This is a genomic window from Evansella cellulosilytica DSM 2522, from assembly GCF_000177235.2.
Lineage (GTDB): Bacteria > Bacillota > Bacilli > Bacillales > Salisediminibacteriaceae > Evansella > Evansella cellulosilytica.
In genome coordinates, this window is the sequence record NC_014829.1 from 4179124 (window position 1) to 4199016 (window position 19893).

Here is a 19893-nt window from a genome sequence, read left to right on the forward strand (position 1 = left end):
TAAACATTAAATTACTTAGAAGGTTAATGGGATAATGGGGACGGTTCTCACTTGCCAAAGTTCGGTTAGAGGAAAATCTCACTTACCTATTACCTATTAACCCATACCTTTATTATGAACTCATTTTTGGCTAAGAAGATCCGTCCCTGTTAGCCCGCCCTGTTAACTTCGTTTGGCTAACGAGATCCGTCCCCATTAGCCGAAAAGGATATTGGGTTTTTTGTGGCGAATATTTATAGGGTGTGAGGAATGATTAATTATTTGGTTGGAGGGGTCTTGTAAATGAAAAGGACGATATATATTACTGGCGCGGATCGTGGTCTTGGACTCGCGCTGACAAAAGTATTTCTTGGTCATGGATTTAAAGTGTTTGCCGGGCGCTATATGACGGATTGGCCTGAGCTCGATGACCTCAAAAAGGAGCATGGAGATCATCTCGATCTTGTTTCTTTAGATGTAACAGATCAAAGTTCCGTAGATGCTGCCGCGACACACATTAAAACAGAAACTAACGGCAAACTTGATATTGTACTGAACAACGCTGGTTTTTTCAAAGATCGCTCTACAGATATTTTCGGAGAGCTTCACTATGATGATATGATGAGGCTTGTTGACGTAAACGCATTTGGCCCGCTTCGAGTGGCCAAGTCAGTTTTACCCCTCATGATGAACGGGGATACGAAGATGATTGCCAATATTTCATCAGAGGCCGGAAGCTTAGAGGATTCATGGCGTGTAAAGGAGTACGGATACTCCATGTCAAAATCGGCCTTGAATATGGGACTCACGATTCTACAAAACCAATTGAAGGAGCATGGAATCAAGGTTATGGCTATCCATCCTGGTTTTGTTAAAACATATATTGAAGGCGAATTTATGGATTTCGCCGAGATCGATGCGATAACGTCTGCAACTGGTATTGCCGAGCAGATTTTGAAATCGCCTACAATCGAAGATCACATGTACATCGACTATGAAGGAAACAAAATGAACTGGTAAAAAGGAGCTGTTATGATGGTGAAAATAGTAGCATTGTTAGGAGATTTCTGGCACAGTGAGTCCGCTTATAAAGCTGGCTTAGAGGCAGCGATTAACAGGTTACCGAACAAGGATAACGTCGCGCTTCGCTACATCACAATCGATGAAGTGAGTACCGCTCTCGATGAAAATCCTGATATATTTGTGAATGGAAAGATGGATCCACAGACGCCACAGGAAGAAGATGTTCAAGCATGGCTAACTGATGCTGTCGATAAAAAAATAATATCGTACGTAGAGGATGGTGGAAGTGTGTTGGCCTGGCATTCAGGAATGGCTGGTTATGACCCAGAAAGCCGATATATTCACATGTGCCGTGGGTATTTCGACTATCACCCACCAGGTTTGCAGGATGTGATATACATGTTGAAGGAAGGTGAAAAAACTGGTCCGAATACATTTCCATTAAAGGACGAGCAATACTTCGTTCATTGCGATGTAAATGCAACCGAAGTCGACCTCTGGAGTACAGGAGTAGATGGAGATTCATTAGCGGGCTGGAAGCATCAGTACGGGCACGGAAAAGTATGCTGCTTTTCACCAGCCCACACTAAAGAAGCAATGCTTGATAACAACGTTTCCTCATTGTTAGCTGAAAAAATAACATGGCTACTCAAAAAATAGGTTAAAGGGGACGGTTCTCATTTGCCAATTCACCTTAAGTTTTCGTCTAAACACGCACATTTTATGTGCTTCGCAAATGAGGTCCGTCCCTGTTAGTATTTTTTTACAGTCTTTTAATCTGATCGGAGGAAACTAAATGAGTCGTAATTGGCGCATTTTTATTGCAGCTGCACTTGCAGCTAGTTTATTTATGAATATACTTTTATTTTCAAAGCTAGAGAGAATGGAACAAGAAATTAGCCATGTTGTAAGTTATCAACACAGTATAAGGAGCAGTGTTGACGATCAGGCAGACCATATTTATAGTGTCATGAATCAAATGCAAGAGGATCAAAGTTGGCTGACTCCTGTTTCGATGGATATCGATACTACGCATATGCAATCGGGGCAAGCCGCGGTTAAATTTGAATGGCAAATTAAAGAGCTTCCAACAGACGCACACGTTGTTTTTAACTATGCACTTGGAAGCAGTGAGACATTTACAGAAGTTGCTGTAGAGGAAATCAAAAACGGGCTTTTCCAAGTATCCATTCCGTTTGAAGCAAATCTCAAACCAGATTGGTATGTGACGACTCACTTTTCTGATGGAAACAGCTCTGCAAGTTATGATGAAGTAGTAGACGAGCATATAGACGCTAAAGAAAACGAGATATCTTATTTTGTGTCTATGATTGACAATGGGATTGTAAAAAGTGGGACAATGGATGTTACTAACATTGGCTATCTTGGGTCTAGCTATTATGGTTTTCTATATACTGACATCAATAGGAACAACGATGACTTATATGTAAATATCCAAAACGATGATTACGGTGCAGTACATTCATTAGAGCGAGTATATGTATTAAAGTACAAAGACGGGGAACTCATCGAAGAAGAAGCTTTACAAACAGATGTCCATCAAGAGGGCTATGAGCACTCCCCAACCTATTTGTACACTGAAGAACCTTTGATAGTCGGCTCGAATTCCCGATTCGTATTAAAAGCCGTATATAGTAACGGAGAAACATTCGAAAAAGAAATCCACCCTAATTAATGGCGAATGGGGACGGTTCGGAACCAGTAAAAAAGTACTTACCCTTTAAGTATAGACTAATAAATATAAGGTTGTTTGAATATAGAAGTTGATGAGACCTGTGCAAACTCGCTTTCCGCGGGCGGCTGGTGAGCCTCCTTGATGCTTTGCCTCTACGTAGTCTCTCCCCTGCCTTTTTTCCCGCAGGAACGAGCGTTGCTTCGTCGCTAATGCTTCGAGTTGTCTCGACGGATACGCTTCAAAGCATATGCTCGTAGAGGAAGAGACAGTTACCTCGCTTGCTCCGGTTTCATCAACCTATTCTATAATTAGATATTTCGAATAATAATACAATAAAATATTAAGATTTCTACTTTTTCAGCAGTCTCGGACGGTTCTCATTCGCCGTCCCCATTTTCGCATGTCTTTCCTCGCAACAATATTTTAGTCACCATCCCTCGTACTAAACTTTCCAGTAAATAGTAAGTTCCCTTAAATATGCTGTAGAAACTCAGCGATGCCACTTTAAAATATTCGCTAGTAAGTAACCGGCGGCGCTCCATATATCTCTTAAAGGGGGACTCCAAAAAGTTAATCAACCTTTTGAGAATCCCCCTCATTTTGATTATTCACATAAAAAAATGATGGCTAGTGAGATCCGTCCCCATTAGCCAATCTCTATTTCCCGTGGCAAACTAGGTCCGTCCCCATTAGCCATTTTTAATTCATTTCTCTGGCTCGTTGTGTATCTCTAATATTCTTTTGAACGGTGATTGCTGCGAACAAACTTAGTACAAAAGCCATGCCATAAAAACCTTTTTCACTTAAGATGATGCTTCCTGCGTTATATAAACCTATCGCCATAAGTGCAATTGCCACTATTAGTGCGAACCAACTTAGACCATAATAAATTCCCGTAACAGGAATCCCTTCATCTCTGTCCCTTACCGCTTTTTGCAGAGATACGGCTGAATATAAACCGAAGACGAGAACCGCAAAGTAATACCCTTTCTCATTCAGCTCCATCGATGCATTAAACAGACCAATTAAATACGCGGAAACGCCTATTATTAGTGCAGCCCAGGTCGCCCCCTTGAAAGCACCAGTCGGCTCTCCCAATTTCCTTTCTTCCTTTTGTCTCATTTTATTCACTTCTTCCTGTACAACTTCATACTCTTCAGACATTCAACCACCCCTTTTATTTTTTCAACCTTTCCTTGAAAACTCGGTTTGAATAACTTTCAGATTATTCTCACATTAACAATCATTTACAATTATAATTTGAAAGCTTCAAACAATAAAGCAAAATTTTTTTAGGTCATTATTAAGGGGCTCTCTGACCGCTACTAAAGTCCCGAAGATGGCGTTCACCTTAGTTTTCACTCTTTCTAATGCTTAATAACAAACAACATTTACGAAAAAGAAAAAGCAGAGGGATCGATCTTCAGATAGACTGCCCCTCTGCTTCATCATTAAATTAATTCTCAAAAAAGCTATGTAAAATCTATAATATACTATCAAAATCGGACCATCAATCTACCATCATTATTTCATATCTGGCAAACTAGATCCGTCCCCATTAGCCTTATTATTTCTTCTTTTCACAAGTGCCAATATTATGAGGATCAGTGATAGTAAAGTACTCATAACGAATGTCCCGACTGCGAATAAAATCTCACCCAGAAATGTCTGCTTAATTAAGAAAATCGCTTCTTTTTCATCAAACCCTTCCTCGTAGCTGCCTTCTAGAATATATGTACCTTCTTCTTCAATGGTAAAAGAAAGAAGCCCTTCTCCCTCTCGGCCGTTTAACGAATAATTCGTATTGAATCTCACCGGGGACATCTCTATATGAGAGCCATTTGATTTTTCTAGCAAACGAACATATAAACCCGTTAAGGCCGTTTCAGTCGAGTAAACCTTCCCATCAATAACACTACGATACTCGTGAAAAACGGTATAATCTCCTTCCTCCAAATGAATTTCAGTTGCCCCAGGGACAATCACTCTCTCCCCTGTTTGGAAAACACTTGAAGTAATAACGAAAAAAATCGAACACGCAATACCAACAACGAAAATAACTGCTGCTAATAAATACATTTTTTTCCCTGATCCATTCTCCTTCATGCCCATAAACATCCACCTACTTCTTAGTCTATTAGAAAAACTACGTGCTTTTTTGTTAAAGCAATGAAACTCCTATTTTAAATCCACAGTCGTTCCAACGAATATTTTATCACCCTTCCCAAAATATGTAACAAATTCTTTACTAATCAAACGTTTTTGTTACTTTCTAACTATAATTTTTAGCTTCTACAATCTATCACTTCAACCGAATCATCGCAGGCTGCTAAACGAACTTGCTGTTTGGTTGGCGAAGTAGGTCCGTCCCTGTTAGCCACTGTTAGCCATGGTTGGCGAACTAGATCCGTCCCTGTTAGCCTATTATCCTATCAGGGACAAGTGGTCTATCTCGATATACCTAATTCCACATTTTACCATAGTAGTTACTCCCCATTTTCACGGAAACCCACTAGTATACATTTGCGACTTTTATATGAAATTTGATAAAAGGTAATTTCCATAATGACATCCATAGATTTCCATATATAATATCTATTTAGTACCATATTCTGTATTTTTCCCTAGGCACTGTTAAAGGAGAATTATGATATATAAGAATGAATGGATGTAGGTCATGTACATAGCGCAATAACAGGCACCTCCACAAATTTCAAATATTCAACTTCAAATTTTACAGAACCGTTAGTAATACGTATTGGTACTAATCTAGGCAAGAAATATTATCGTTTTAGGAAAGGGAGTATGGTTTGTGAAAGTGGTCAGAACAAAGACAGTATCACTCATGATGGCAGGTGCTCTTGTTATTTCTCCACTATTAAGCACTCTACTCATTCCAACCAAGATTAGCGCAGAGGACATTATTGTCAACAATGAAGAGGTTATTAGTGAGGAATATCTTGAATCAGACATCGAAGAATCAGAGTCTCTAGAAGAAGAACACCAAACTTCAGAGGCAAATGATGAAGAAGTTGCAGAGGAAGAACCAATTGAAGAGGAACCCCAAGAAAATGAGTATCAAGCCGGGGACTCTACTGATGGCGAAAATGATAGTTCAACAGATTCTGAGAATGGCGAAGACGGAGACGGGGAAAACTATGAAGATGCTCCTCCTTCAACAGAGGAAGATGATTTAATCGAGGAAGAAGATAGTGACATCGAGGAAAACGGTAATGATGAAGAAACAATTGAGGAAGAGGAAGAAGCGTCTGATGAGGAAGAATTTGAATATTTTTCACCTAGTAAAATTGAATTAAACGAATCTACTATTTCCTTTGCCCACCCATTATCGCTCGATAAAAGGACAATGGTGGCAGTATACTTGGATAATCATCTTATGAATGATGAGGATTTTAAGGTGTATGAATCTCTTTTCATCAGTGCAGATGATATGTCCAACATGATAGAAACAGGTTCTTATTTAGTTTTAATGTTAGAAGAGGAACTCGATTCATGGTTTCACAATTCCTTAGTTATTCCTAGCTCTATTTTTAGTGGGAACGAGGATGTACTTATTACTAAAAAAATCCTTAACTCAGGTGTTTCCGAGATAGAGAAGACAGAAGGTGCTTTCCAATTGACGATTACAGAAGGCAATGAAACTATTGATACATTCGAAGAACCTATCTTGATCGAGACGGTAGTTATATCTGAAGAAGAAATACCAACTTTACAACACCATTATTATCAAGATGGATATTGGTTTAATCAGGATCAAAACGGCATGAGTTATAATGGAGTTTATTGGCAAGGTGATTATTACGATCTTCAATACGAATATGAGTATGATAACGATGGTCAAGTAATAGTTTATGGTTTATTGGTCTATGGGAGCATTTATCATACAGGTATATTCGGTCTTGCTGAGGAAGGGGCATTAACGCTTGGCAGTTGGACAGAGCCAGAAGATCCTGAAGAAAATGATCCTACTGAGGAAGACCCGTCTAATAATCAGCCAGATGAAGATCCAATCGTAGATGAAGAGGAAGGTTCAGAGACAGGTGAAACGGAAACTAATGAGGAAAGCGGCTCAACGGATGAAGATAAAGTAGCCACTCCTGTTTCCTCAAGCTCTGATAATAATGACAATGGGAATACAACACTACCAAATACAGCAACAAATGTATATAATCAATTACTTTTAGGAGCCATTCTTATCCTTGGTGGCGGCGTAGTATTATTTGGTTCTAGGAAGATCAAACGACGTCAGCGCCCGTATGTAATTTCGTAAACGCAAGGACGGTTTTGCGTTCATACAAACTAAAATTAATTAAGCATGACGGAACAATTTAAAAGAAAAAGGCCCAGCTAGTCAGATGACTACTGGGCTTTTTTGTATGCCTATTACACAAATTCTACAATTATATTTCGTACAAACATAGCATCCACACGTTACTCGTGAACGCCGAGACCAACCCTCCCTTAACTTCGTAGTCGCAACTCGAGTAGGAGTCAACCATTTTACTTAAGTGGCATCATTTCCACCGCGATTTCTTTCTTTTCTTCCAAAAAAAAATGACAAGCGATTATTTTTAAAATCACTCGTCATTTTATGTAGTTATTCTTCTTCTTTTTCTTCCTCAACATAGGTCACTTTAGCAGCAAACTCAGAAAATTGTATATGAATAGAGGTTAAATTATCTAGCCCTTCTAACCATTCGCTAATTTGTTCCGTAATCGGCGCCGATTTACTGTATATTTCATAAGTTTTCATTTCTATTTTGTAGCCCTCCATTTTTTTCGATAAAAATCTAATGCCATTATTATTATAATGAAAGGATCTCAAAAGATATGTCACTTAATGTCTGTAAAAATAAAATTTTTTTGGCGAATGGGGACGGTTCACCTTCACTTTCACAAGTTAAAACGGTGACGCGTAAATCAGGTGCTAATTGGTTAAATTGTTTACTCTATTTATATAAGCGATCCATATTTCATCGTCCAGCAGTCAATTGTATAAGCGCCCAAAATATATTAGAGAAAAATAAAGTCTTTTTGTGAATAACAATTTAAAGAAGAAACATTTCAATATCACACGATAAAAACACCAGGCATTCAGGGTATTCCCCGACTACCTGGTGTTTACTTAAAATATTTTTGGCTAATAAGATCCGTCCCTATTCACCAGTCCCTATTCACCAGCTTTGACGTTTTTGAATACATTAAAGGCAAAAACAAGAACAGCAAGCACTACGAGGGTAGAACCTATGATAAGCATGAGTGGCACTACTGCACTGTCAATTCCAAGAATGGTAAAATATAAACCTAGCATCATCAGTGGTAACCCAATATTATGAGTCCAAAAGTGAATCTTTCCGAGCATACTTTGTTCTGCTTTTGGAAACATCACATACAAGATCCCCGCTAACGTCATCGAAGTCCATCCTAACAAATTAATATGAACGTGGATTGGTGTTAAACTGTAGTCCGTTGCGACGGACATGTGGTACCCAAGAAGTACCCCAATCACAAAATAAATAACAGATATTTTAATTAACTTTATTCCCAAAATTCCCTTCCCCCTTCATATAGTTATCATTCTATGACTTTATTCATCCCCCACCATCGCATTAATCTGGCTAATAAGGTCCGTCCCCATTAGCATTTTTTGACACTAAGATTACTTAATGTTTTAAAAATTACAAAAATGGATGATGAGAACCGTCCCTATTAGCCGAGGTGTTGTTTGTTTTCTTCCAGCCATGTGCGGAAGGTTTTGAGCTTTGGATGTTTTTGTCTTACTTGTTCTTGGTTTACAGACCAGCCTATTTCGTCATTCCATTTAAATTGGCGTGCCATTTCTGCATTCATCAATTTAAAAACCCAATAGGGCATTTTGAAGGAAGGTGGCTTTGTACCGACAACCTCAACAATTTGTTCGTATACTTCTTCATAAGTCAATGCGTCACCAGCAATATCCACAATTTGATCAAGGTATTGCTCAGGATGATCAAAAATTTCAGCAGCAAAATAACCTATATCATCGACTGCTATCATATGTAATTTTGTACTTTTACTTAAAGCCCCTTTCATCACAGGTATGGTCAATTTCCCTGTTTTCGGAATTGCAAAGTTATCCATAAAGAACACCGTACGCAAAAAAGTACGAGGAATTCCAAGCGAATCTATATATTTTTCAACCTCCCATTTCGATGTCCAATGCTCTAGCTCCGATGCATTGTCACAATCTACGACGGAGGAAAACAACAAATGCTCTACTCCCACTTTGTGAGCTACATCGGCTACGTTTTTCCCTTGGCGAACTTCGCCTTCATAACCAATACCTTTTTCCCAGAAATTCTGCACAGAAAAAACACCATACGTGCCTTCCATCGCTTTTTCTAATTGCCCTTTCTCTTCCATATCACAGGATACGACTTCTACTCCTTGCCGCTGTAGCTCCTGCGCTGCATTTCCATCCGGATTACGCGTAATAGCCCGTACGTTCCAGCCTCTCTTCAATAGGTGCCTTGTAACTGCACCGCCCTGTTGACCTGTTGCCAATAACTAAAATGGTCTTCATGATATACAACCTCTCCCTTCTGTTTTCCATTTCTGTTGTCCGAGTCATTTTCTGAAGACCCACGAGTTACGAAACTATGAATCACTCAATAGTGCTTGTTATCAATGGAAAATGGAACCATCCACCTTTATAACTTTATACCTATGTTTATATTGTATATTCGTAGTTTATGTCTTGAAAAGGTCACATTAGTCACAAATACACGGGTAATAGTCATAATCTAAAAGTCACATTTATGAAACGAAAAGTCACTCAATTGGCGCATTTTAAGTGTCTACAAATGACATTTATGCGGATTTCTATTATGAAGATAGTCACTCGCCGGCGGAATGTAATGACTTTTGCCCACCGTTTTAGTGGAAAAATAGAGTGTGATTGGGAGACAAATCAAGTTCTCTTTCCTTTCTACTAGAAAAATTGATGAGGAAAGGAATACTAATCGTGTTTGTATTCCTTTCGCACATGTAAATCAATCTCGAACGGCATGCTAAACGCCTTCACTTTCCTTTCTACTAGTAAAATCAGCCATGAAAGGAACACTAAACGCTTTCCTTTCTACTAGTAAAATCAATCGTGAAAGGAATGCCAAACGCTTTCACTTTCCTTTCTACTAGTAAAATCAGCCATGAAAGGAATACTATACGCCTTCACTTTCCTTTCTACTAGTAAAATCAATCGTGAAAGGAATACTATACGCTTTCACTTTCCTTTCTACTAGTAAGATCAGCCATGAAAGGAACACTAAACGCCTTCACTTTCCTTTCTACTAGTAAAATCAGCCATGAAAGGAATACTAAACGTCTTCACTTTCCTTTCTACTAGTAAAATCAGCCATGAAAGGAATACTAAACACCTTTGCATTCCTTTCTACTAGTAAAATCAGCCATGAAAGGAACACTAAACGCTTTCGCTTTCCTTTCTACTAGTAAAATCAGCCAAGAAAGGAACACTAAACGCTTTCGCTTTCCTTTCTACTAGTAAAATCAGCCAAGAAAGGAATACTAAACACCTTTGCATTCCTTTCTACTAGTAAAATCAGCCATGAAAGGAATACTAAACGTCTTCACTTTCCTTTGTACTAGTAAAATCATCCGAGAAAGGAATGCCATAAATGGCAAACAAGATCCGTCCCCACTTGCCGAATTGTTCTAGAAAAGTACTATTTCTTTCACGCATACAATGGATATAATAGATTTAATATCGTTAGAACAAAGAAAATATTAAATTATTTACTTCAACCCGCTAATTGAGGGGGCAAATGCTAATAGGGCTAGTCTGGCAAATGAGGTCCGTCCCCATTAGCCAAGAGAGAGGGGATTTTTGGTATGGCAGGTAGGCGTCAACCTTGTCCTTGTGGATCAGGAAAGCAATATAGAAAATGTTGTGAGCGGAATGAAGGAAGGCTCGGACAACAGTATAAGCATACGAATGAGCATGGGGCTAACCCTAATGGTAGGCAGGAGGTTACTACTTCCGATGAGCTTTTTAGCCTTTTTAATCAAGGCCTTTTAGGTGAAAACAAATTCGCTAGGAGCACTCAAAAGAATAAATCTACTAATCATAAACCGATTGACTTTGACACCGTTTCTGTAAAGGAAAAAAACTTCAAAGTTATTAACGGTAAATTATATTATGTCGGAAAAGATAAAATTGTAAAAATTCCTTCCACTATTAACGGTGAGGAAGTAAAAATCATTGGTGAAGAGGCTTTTGCTGGGAGTAAAGTAGAAGCTGTTTTTTTACCTGAAGGAATTGAAATCATAGAAAATAAGGCTTTTGATCAATGTACGAAGCTGAGGCAAATTCATTTTCCTGAGGGGGTAAAGCAGATTGGCAGGTGGGCCTTTCAAGGGTGTCAATCCTTACAATCTGTTGTTTTCCCCGAATCGCTAGCGGTGATAGAAGGGTATGCATTTGATGAATGCTATAGTCTGGAGGACGTGCAGCTACCGAGCGAAATGGAAAAACTCGGGGCATATGCCTTCTCAGAGACTAGTATACAGCACATAAAAATTCCAGATGGCATCACGTTTCTTGGTAACTCTCTGTTTTATCGTTGTACGTCGCTCGAGTATGTTGAAATTCCAGAGAGTGTAAACAGCATACTGAATATGACATTTGCAGAATGTCATTCATTAGATCATGTTTTTTTACCTCGTGCACTTAAAAAAATCGGCCAACAAGCATTTCAGAATTGTATCGGATTAACAACATTGACAGTGAAAGACAACGTTGAAGTGATTGCGGAGCACGCTTTTGTTGGATGTGACAATCTCACCGACATTGTTTCTACTATTAAGTCGAATGTGAAAGTGGAACTGATGGACACTTCTTATGAAATGTTTGCCGGCAACATGACGAAGGCGGAGTATGAAAAAGAATTTAAGGTGAAAGTTAAAAAGGCGCCCATCCGTAAACTGATCGGGAATCGCAATACAAAGTGGTCACATGCTTCAAACGAGGAAGTGATTGAATTTGAAGAGCAACAAAAACGAGAGATTTACGCTTCTCTCAATATAGTATTCCCTTCGAACAACCCCGAATACGAACTTGAAGAAACGTTCCATATCGAGGGGCTTTCGGAATATACGGAGGAATCGATTACAGAAAAGGACTTGTATGTTGAGACTTTAGTAGAAGGTTATACGTTAAAGCAGCAAGGTGACATCGACGGAGCGATCGCAAAATACAAGGAAGCGATTGATTTTAAGCCACTTATTAGCACGGCATATTATAACTTAGGTAAAGTGCTATATATAAAAGGGGATTATGATGCAAGTGCGCGTTCCTATAAAACAGCGATTCATTTAGGTCAAGATAAATATGAAGTGCTTAGACATTTAGGGCACTCCCTTCTGGACGAAATCATGCGACAAACGGCATATGAACAAGTCATCGCCCAATACGAAGAGGGAATAAACCCACATTTAAAAGTACTGCGTGGCTATCAAACACCGCTCAATGTCAGTGAAGAAAAAATGGCTGAATACGATCAGATTTGTATTAGTGTCGCCGAAAAGTTTCTTCAGCATGACGTGGAGGAAAGCGCATGAAGATTGCTGCAAACTTTATGAAAGAGGTTCCTATAGAAAAAAGAGAAATTGTTACGAGAAAGCTACATGAATTTATAAACATACTTCCACAGAAAAAAACGTTGTCAGATATACCTAAAGGATATTGGGTGAGGCAAATCGCGGGCACTGATATTTATAAATTCCGGATCAATAGCGGGGATCGGATTTTATTCCGCTACGAAAAGGGGACCATTGTTTTCTTAAGCTTTCAAACACATGACAATCAAATTCGTGCAGCAAAAAATATGTCCAAACATATAAAACTAGAAGACTTGAATATCGTGCAAGAAGCGTATTTCGAAGAAGCAGTTGATACGGAAATTGATACGTATGCGCAAAATGAATTGCAGCATCACTTAAATCAAATCTTGCATGCTGAAGTTTTTGATGATGAATATATCGAGCTTGCCATTGAAAGCAACAGTAACGAGCTACTATTAAGTATGGAGCAGTACAATTGTTTGACAGAGATCGTCAATCCAACGATTATTTTTGGTTGTGCAGGCAGTGGAAAAACGAGTATTGCAATAAGAAAACTATTATTAGATGCTGACTTATCAAAGGAAACGATTTATGCAACTAAATCGGCGTTCATGGTAGAAAAAGCAACATCTTTCCTTCCCGAACATCGAAAAAGTGAACTTCCTGTTATGACATTAGAAGAAATGCTATGTAAAGAGCTAGAATTGGAAAACCCGACTATCATTGAATACGATGCATTTATTCAATGGGCACTGAGAGACGACATTTCCGATATCGCGAACGGCTTTCCTTTAAGAGAGATTTGGGTGGAAATCAACACAGTGATAAAAGGGGCTTCAAAGGAACGAATACAATCAAGAGATGCATACTTGGGATCCGCGGCATCAGCCTATCCAGAAAAAACAAAGAAGATGATTTACGCTGTTGCAAGTAAATATGATATGTGGTTAAAGGTGAATCATTACTATGATTACAACGATTTAGCGTATGAAGCGTTATCACGTCCACTTGCTAGACAGTATGACCACCTTATTTTTGACGAGGTGCAAGAGTTGACGAATAAGCAGCTGACATATATTTTAGCTTCAACGAAAAATAAGCAAACTGTCCTGTTACTTGGTGATGTTCATCAGTCGACGCAAAATTATCAGTTTGACCTCTCCTTTATAAAAAATGACATTTACGAGGCGGGATACACTTTAAAAGAAGTTTTTATTAACAAAAACTATCGTTCCACTAGTGAGATTGTCCAGGCCATTAACAAGGTGAAGGAAGTAAAGCAGTCAAAGTTCAAAAGTGCAGGTATCTCTTTTCAGCAGCTTGAGATTCCCGTTCGCACAGGAGTGAAACCTTATTTTTCCAGAGGCAGTGAAGGCACTATGTCTTTCTTTCGTCAGTTGCAGCAAGATGTCAATGCCATGATTATTGTAAGCGACCGTAGAGAGAAAGAGCACTTTGAGAAAAATGGTGTGAAGCGTGTCTTTACGATTGAGGAAACGAGAGGATTAGAATACGAGAAAGTATACACGTACAATATATTTACGACCTTTAAAAATGTATGGCGCACATTATTTGCTGAAACCGATAAGCTCAATGATTTATATCAGACGTATGTTAACCTCGTGTATGTAGCCATGACGAGAAGTAAGCGGCACTTTTATATGATTGAAGATGAGACGACTGCGATAGAAAAAATGCTAGAGGCTTACTTTCAGCCAGCTTCATTAACGGCCGCTCCTATTGACGTGAGTGTCGATGCCGATTGGCTGAAGGAAGCCGATCATTTGTTTAAGCTTAAAAAATATTCGCAAGCAGCCGACGCGTATGAGAAAGCAGGTCAAAATAATAGGCGTGATCTTTGCTTACGACTGTATCATCACGATCAGCTTTTTGAGTTGAAAAATCGTTACGAGTGCTATATGAATCTGGAATTAGACCAGTGCACTCCCCAGCATTTAGAGGCTGCTTTCAACGCGTTAGAGAAGAAATTCGGTGTGACCTTCAAGGGGTATTTTGAAATGAACGTGCGCTATGAGCGTCTCTTAGGTGGACGGCACATTTCTGTTTTTATTCAGCCGTATATGTCACATGCCGAGGCGGCGCGTTTATTGTATGAGGAGCTCCAGGAGAAGGTATTGAATAAAAGGCTTTTGACGTGTAAGGGGACGCTATTTTCAAATGGAATTCCTGTGCAGTTAAGTGAGATAACTGGCGGTGATTTTAATGATATTTCACTTGTTATAAAGGGAAATAAACTGAGCATTGCTACGAAGCATTTGTCTGAAGAACGGAAAATGGATTCGTTCCAAAAGCAGCTTAGTGAAGTAAATGAAGCCTCTCGCTTACGTGTGTTTGGCAACTATGGCTATCACTTTGTTGAAGAGTCTAAAGAAAAGTACCGTGATAAAACAGGGAAAGATATACTAAACTACATTTTTAATGGGGAAAAATCATGATCAACTGATTTTGAAGGAAAGCTGCTATGTTGGCAAGGAGGACGAGTCGTTGTATTTTTACTGCATAAAAGATCACCTAAAAGATAGTGACGATATCTTTATTTCAACTACGAAAAACGTAGACGAAGTGAAAAATATCATTCTGTTCATGCAAGCAAAGGTGAATGTCGATATTAGTGAAGAGATTTATTTAAATAGTGAGGATATTGTTCAGCTTTTAATCGATCATTACGATTGCGCGAGAAAAACGGTGATAGATTCAAGCAAGCCTATTGAAATGATAGAATTAGTTCAGCTCTGGAACGATAATATTGAAAACATTGAACGCATTGTTCTTCATCCTGATAATCAACAGGCGCAAGTTGAGGATGCAATATTAAAAAGGCTAGAAAAGCATGCAAAGTTTCTTTTTATTAATGCTGCAGTGAAGCTGCCGAAGTGGGCTGAGAATACGTCTATAGAACCATTAACGCTACAGGTTACACATAACGGTGTGCTAATCCAAGGCTTGAGTGTGCTAACCGAAGAAGAGCGGGGTAAAATGCTGCAGTTTTATCCAGCAAGTAAGTTTTACGGTAATCATAGTCTGTTTTTTAGCTTTAAAGATTTCCCACCTTATGAATACTCATTTTCCTGGAACGGCAAACACGTCACCGTTATGCACGTCCACGAATCAGACCATGCAGCTACCGAAATAAAAAAACAAATGAACATCGGTTACTATTTAACAGAATCAGACCTAAACTTACCAATTAACTCACTCACCGACCTACAAAAATTAAAAACCAAAATGCGCCTTGGCTAATGGGGACGGTTCTTCTTTGCCATTATAATCATTTACAAATTAAAATAAAACCTTGAGAGGCTTTAGCCAATCAAGGTTTTTTGTCATATTCTATCCTCTACGATTCGAATAAGAAGTATGACTAAATCAAGGGTTATTCTGTTGATTATAACGTATACTCCAGCAATCCTATTTAGTCTCCACAATAGTTTATCAGGTAAGCAAGAGTCATCCTACTAGTAGTTGTATATTGGCTAATAAGGTCCGTCCCCATTAGCCGTAATTCATGATCATAGTTTTTTGGCTAACGAGATCCGTCCCTGTTAGCCGTTTAGGCTTGGAGGTCGTTTTCTTCTTTAATTTTGTTTTCTTTTTTTATTTCCTCTAGGTTGTTTAAGTCGAGGGGTTTACTTGTAATTTTTTCAGGGTTTAGTCCGTTACCTAATGATCCGTAAATTTTGCCTCCGTTTGGGTCTACGAGATCATTATGTTCAAAGTATACCCTTGGAGTTTTTATTAAAGCGAGTAGTGCTTTTGTCATTGGCATTTCATGGTATCGTTCTGGCCACATTTCCTTTAACAACCTTTTCACTTCTGGGTAATATTTTGAACTCATCGCCGGAAAAATATGGTGTTCCGTATGATAGCTGAAATTAAAATGTATCCAATCAAGCCATTTCGGTACGGTAACGGTAAGACTATTCGCTAATGGGTCGTTAACTGGGACCAATGGATTTAATCGGTGATTTGTTGATATATAAGCCATAACCACAAAATTAGCGATCAGTAGTGGGAGTAGAAACGCAAAGAACCAATCATGGAAACCGAGAACAAATAGTAACCCTATCCACGTTGCCCAAGGTAAAATAGCTTGAATGATGACAACCGGTCTTTTTTTCGGTTGAAAATCCTTTATATAAATCATCAAGCATTTTAATGAATGAGCTGTAAACTGTACTGATAAAGACGCGAAGGCTATCAACGATCTTATGATAAATGGTATTCGGTATATCCAGCTGACAAACTTCGTCTTTGATATTCTCTCAAGTGTTGGCCATGAATCTGGATCATTTTCATCATGCTGCGTGTGGACATGATGATTCATATTGTGCCATTTCCTCCATAATTGTGGGCCTGTACTTAATGGCCAAAAGGCAACTGCCCCCAGAAAGTTTCTTAACCACGGTTTTCTTACTACATTTCCGTGCAATATTTCATGCCCTAAAAAACCCATTCCAGCAAAACTCATCCCTAGAATTACTGCTATTCCAATGTTTAAAATGAGAGGTAGTTCAAATAATGCAATAGATAAGAAGCCTCCTACTACTATCATTACATAGGCTAATCCGCCCAACAACCGCTGCGGTGTTGGCTTGTGATATTCTTTAGGTAAATGCTTTGCTAATCTGGCAGCATACCATCCAAAAGTATGTAATTCCTTCATGTTCCATTCCTTTCCTTATTGTGTGCATAATTTATTAGTACCATGAATTACCACCTTTATTATTTGAACGTTCTTAAAAATTTATTCACGGTGAATGCGGCTAATGGGGACGGTTCATATTTGCCATCTAGTACTTAGCTTGCTGTCCTCCTCGACAACAAAGAAAAGTTTAATTAAAGAGTTGTAAAAATAAACGGTTCTGGCAAGCCAGAACCGTCCGGAACCAGTGAAAAAAGTACTTACACATTAAGTATAGACTAATAAATATAAAGTTATTTGAATATAGAAGTTGATGAGACCTGTGCAAACTCGCTTTTCGCGGGCGTCTGGTGAGCCTCCTTGATGCTTTGCATCTACGTAGTCTCTCCCCTGCCTTTTCTCCCGCAGGAACGAGCGTTGCTTCGACGCTAATGCTTCGAGTTATCTCGACGGATACGCTACAAAGCATATGCTCGTAGAGGAAGAGACAGTTACCTCGCTTGCTCCGGTTTCATCAACCTATTCTATAATTAGATATATTGAATAATAATACAATAAAATATCAAGATTTTTACTTTTTCAGCAGTTTCGAACCGTCCTCATTAGCCGCTATTTCATGGATCCATTTTTTATATGTTGGTCCTATAGTTAGTAGAAAGAGATCGATCATTGTGATTACTAATGTAGACTTGATTTTTATAATTCCTTTTCTTTTTAATGTTATGTCTAGCATGATTTTAATTAGTAAAAACATCACCTTTAAACTTAAATTCCCCTTCCATGCTGCCACTGTTTTTATTAATGACATGAGGGTTGAATACGAAGTTTCCACTTTGTGCTGTTCCTTCGTGGAATGGTACCTCCCAACTCCGAAACTAAGTATTCGTGGCATTTCTAAGCTAACTAAACTGTTGATCCCTGTAAATTGCATCATATTAAACAACGTTAGCCTTTGGATTATGGCATTTCCCTTTTTCAGTAGCTTTAGCCACCAATCACTCAAATAAAAATACATCACGATTAACACTAACGTGTATCTTATTTTCCACCCTTGTAGCTTATAAATACGCATTTTAATGAAAACTTTCTCGACTACTGAAAAATAAATTGCAAATGCCACTTTAACAATCCAATTTAATTGAAAGGCAGTGATAAAAAGCGCTGTGAATGGCACGTATACCGCTTGCGATAAGATAGCTCCAGATATATCATCTAAGAAGTTCTTCTTAAAAAATTTCGGCTTGTATTTATATAGATGAAGGAACGATAAAACCAAATATTCAAACAGATAGGCAATTCCCATGTTAGAGAATAACAGCACGACTAGAGCCTTTCGATCCTTCTTTCGCGCAAAAGTATATAAGAGCAAGCCCGAATGAATCACCAATAATATGATATAGGGATAGCGTTTGTTATTTTTCCCACTAAACATAGATAACTCCACCTCATACTAGGAATAGAGTTATTATGTCCAAGTCACTTCAAATTACAAGAGGCCACTGAAAAAATACAGTGCCAACAAATTGAACGGCAATGACTCCGTTCATGCTGCAACTAGGTTTCATTGCTTTGAGTTTTTTTCTTTCGTCAAAGTGCATAAAAAGGCTAATGAGATCCGTCCCCATTAGCCTTATTAATTGTTATTCAAGTGGTATTACTAGCTGTGATCCAATAGTTAAATCATACGGATCAACATCTGGGTTTGCATCGCGTAGCATGTCCACTGTTACACCGTCATAAACACCTGCAATTATATTGAATGTGTTACCTGGCTGTACGGTGTGATAGAGATAGTCCTCTACTTCATCACGTTCATGATTAGTGACCTGAATTTCTGAACCGATTTGCAGAGCATATGGGTCAATATCTGAATTTAATTCTAATAAATCATCACTTGATATACCGTCATATACAGAAGCGATTTCAGATAGTGTGTTTCCCGGCTGGATAACGTGTGTTACAGTTTCTGAGCTTTCTTCGTCCCCATCAACTGGTATAACAATTTCCGATCCAACCGTTAGTGCTTCCGGATCATAATCATTCGCCTCCACAATATCATCTACCGACACATTGTCATAATCCTGCGCGATCCCCCAATACGTATCACCAGGCTCTACTGTTACTGAGGAATTAGCTGATACACTCACTGTCCCGAAAACTAAACCAATCCCTGCAATAGGTGCAATGATTTTACTCGTTTTCTTCACTTTTAACTCCTCCTTCAATAGTAGTATATTAATGCCATTCCTTTTTGCGAGATTTTTAAACATTTTTCTACAGAAAAATATTATGATTGTCGAAAAAGAAGGGGAATAATTTACTAGGATACTGTTGGAATAGTTGTGGATGTCGGTTTTATCATGCATTTACTATATGGATAACATCTGGGGAATTGAGAAATAAAAAAGATAGGATATTTGTTCAGAAAGAAAGTACGTGGTAAAAAAACTGGAGATTTAGTATACAAAATTACTGGATTAAGCTTGATAAAATTGAAATGTTCATGATGCATCGCAAATTTTATTAAAAAATAAAATGCTCTATGATTTCATCAGGTACAGAGACGGTTCTAACCGTAATTGTAGCATCATTTTGGCTAAGAAGAACCGTCCCCGTTAGCCTCTTACTTATCTAGTCTTGCCACGAGCGTTCGATTTTGCTTTACCTCTTTGTTGTTCATTTGGTAACTTACGATCTGGATTTGTAGGTTCAAAATTCGGTTTTCTACCTTGATGTTCGGACATGTTAACTCCTCCAATTTCCGGATTAATCTTCTACAATTAATCGAATTAAACAGTTAGTACTATGAATTTTTTACTTGTGGTACACATTCATTATTAAAATAACCTCAGAAATGCAAAAATATGCACTTAGACCATATGCGGAGAAAGAT

At 38.4% G+C, this 19893-nt stretch carries 15 protein-coding genes; 7 read left to right on the plus strand and 8 right to left on the minus strand.

What is annotated here, in order from left to right:
• Positions 1 to 282 precede the first annotated feature (282 nt).
• The 3 genes from BCELL_RS19060 to BCELL_RS19070 all read left to right on the plus strand — a co-directional run bounded on the left by BCELL_RS19060 (position 283) and on the right by BCELL_RS19070 (position 2698).
• A complete protein-coding gene (locus BCELL_RS19060) occupies positions 283 to 999 on the plus strand; it encodes an SDR family NAD(P)-dependent oxidoreductase (protein WP_013490422.1) in 717 nt (238 codons plus the stop codon).
• A 12-nt stretch (positions 1000 to 1011) separates the two neighbouring features.
• Positions 1012 to 1662 carry a ThuA domain-containing protein gene (locus BCELL_RS19065; protein WP_081457348.1) on the plus strand — a complete coding sequence of 217 codons (651 nt, stop codon included), beginning with the start codon at positions 1012 to 1014 and terminating at the stop codon, positions 1660 to 1662.
• Positions 1663 to 1798: 136 nt separating this feature from the next.
• Positions 1799 to 2698, plus strand: coding sequence for a hypothetical protein (locus BCELL_RS19070; protein WP_013490424.1), 900 nt, complete (start codon positions 1799 to 1801; stop codon positions 2696 to 2698).
• 699 nt (positions 2699 to 3397) lie between these two features.
• Here BCELL_RS19070 and yiaA read toward each other — a convergent pair.
• Entirely contained in the window at positions 3398 to 3862 is a 465-nt protein-coding gene (yiaA, locus tag BCELL_RS19075) for an inner membrane protein YiaA (protein WP_013490425.1), read from the minus strand.
• A 360-nt stretch (positions 3863 to 4222) separates the two neighbouring features.
• Positions 4223 to 4810: a hypothetical protein gene (locus tag BCELL_RS19080; RefSeq protein WP_013490426.1), complete on the minus strand. Its 588-nt coding sequence runs from the start codon at positions 4808 to 4810 to the stop codon at positions 4223 to 4225.
• Between the two features lie 700 nt (positions 4811 to 5510).
• Between BCELL_RS19080 and BCELL_RS19085 the strand changes: the two genes are divergently transcribed.
• Positions 5511 to 6989 carry an LPXTG cell wall anchor domain-containing protein gene (locus BCELL_RS19085; protein ID WP_013490427.1) on the plus strand — a complete coding sequence of 493 codons (1479 nt, stop codon included), beginning with the start codon at positions 5511 to 5513 and terminating at the stop codon, positions 6987 to 6989.
• A gap of 327 nt (positions 6990 to 7316) precedes the next feature.
• On the opposite strand, the gene BCELL_RS22715 is transcribed toward BCELL_RS19085, so the two are convergent.
• The 3 genes from BCELL_RS22715 to BCELL_RS19095 all read right to left on the minus strand — a co-directional run bounded on the left by BCELL_RS22715 (position 7317) and on the right by BCELL_RS19095 (position 9262).
• Positions 7317 to 7472, minus strand: coding sequence for a hypothetical protein (locus BCELL_RS22715; protein ID WP_013490428.1), 156 nt, complete (start codon positions 7470 to 7472; stop codon positions 7317 to 7319).
• A gap of 417 nt (positions 7473 to 7889) precedes the next feature.
• Positions 7890 to 8267, minus strand: coding sequence for a hypothetical protein (locus tag BCELL_RS19090; RefSeq protein ID WP_013490430.1), 378 nt, complete (start codon positions 8265 to 8267; stop codon positions 7890 to 7892).
• A gap of 161 nt (positions 8268 to 8428) precedes the next feature.
• The gene (locus BCELL_RS19095; protein ID WP_013490431.1) at positions 8429 to 9262 is read right to left on the minus strand and encodes an NmrA/HSCARG family protein; all 834 of its coding nucleotides are present in this window, start codon (positions 9260 to 9262) and stop codon (positions 8429 to 8431) included.
• Positions 9263 to 10606: 1344 nt separating this feature from the next.
• Here BCELL_RS19095 and BCELL_RS19100 point away from each other — a divergent pair.
• From BCELL_RS19100 to BCELL_RS19110, 3 genes are read left to right on the plus strand one after another with little or no spacing between them, the layout of a single operon-like run.
• On the plus strand, positions 10607 to 12334 hold the full coding sequence (locus BCELL_RS19100; RefSeq protein ID WP_013490432.1) for a leucine-rich repeat protein: 1728 nt from the start codon (positions 10607 to 10609) through the stop codon (positions 12332 to 12334).
• A complete protein-coding gene (locus tag BCELL_RS19105; RefSeq protein WP_013490433.1) occupies positions 12331 to 14793 on the plus strand; it encodes an AAA family ATPase in 2463 nt (820 codons plus the stop codon). The genes BCELL_RS19100 and BCELL_RS19105 overlap by 4 nt, the downstream gene beginning before the upstream one ends.
• Before the next feature lie 49 nt (positions 14794 to 14842).
• A complete protein-coding gene (locus BCELL_RS19110) occupies positions 14843 to 15598 on the plus strand; it encodes a hypothetical protein (protein WP_013490434.1) in 756 nt (251 codons plus the stop codon).
• A gap of 310 nt (positions 15599 to 15908) precedes the next feature.
• On the opposite strand, the gene desB is transcribed toward BCELL_RS19110, so the two are convergent.
• The 3 genes from desB to BCELL_RS21830 all read right to left on the minus strand — a co-directional run bounded on the left by desB (position 15909) and on the right by BCELL_RS21830 (position 19207).
• The gene (desB, locus tag BCELL_RS19115) at positions 15909 to 17021 is read right to left on the minus strand and encodes a Delta(10) desaturase DesB (protein WP_013490435.1); all 1113 of its coding nucleotides are present in this window, start codon (positions 17019 to 17021) and stop codon (positions 15909 to 15911) included.
• 550 nt (positions 17022 to 17571) lie between these two features.
• The gene (locus BCELL_RS19120; RefSeq protein ID WP_013490436.1) at positions 17572 to 18432 is read right to left on the minus strand and encodes a hypothetical protein; all 861 of its coding nucleotides are present in this window, start codon (positions 18430 to 18432) and stop codon (positions 17572 to 17574) included.
• A gap of 208 nt (positions 18433 to 18640) precedes the next feature.
• On the minus strand, positions 18641 to 19207 hold the full coding sequence (locus BCELL_RS21830; RefSeq protein ID WP_013490437.1) for a LysM peptidoglycan-binding domain-containing protein: 567 nt from the start codon (positions 19205 to 19207) through the stop codon (positions 18641 to 18643).
• Positions 19208 to 19893: the final 686 nt, after the last annotated feature.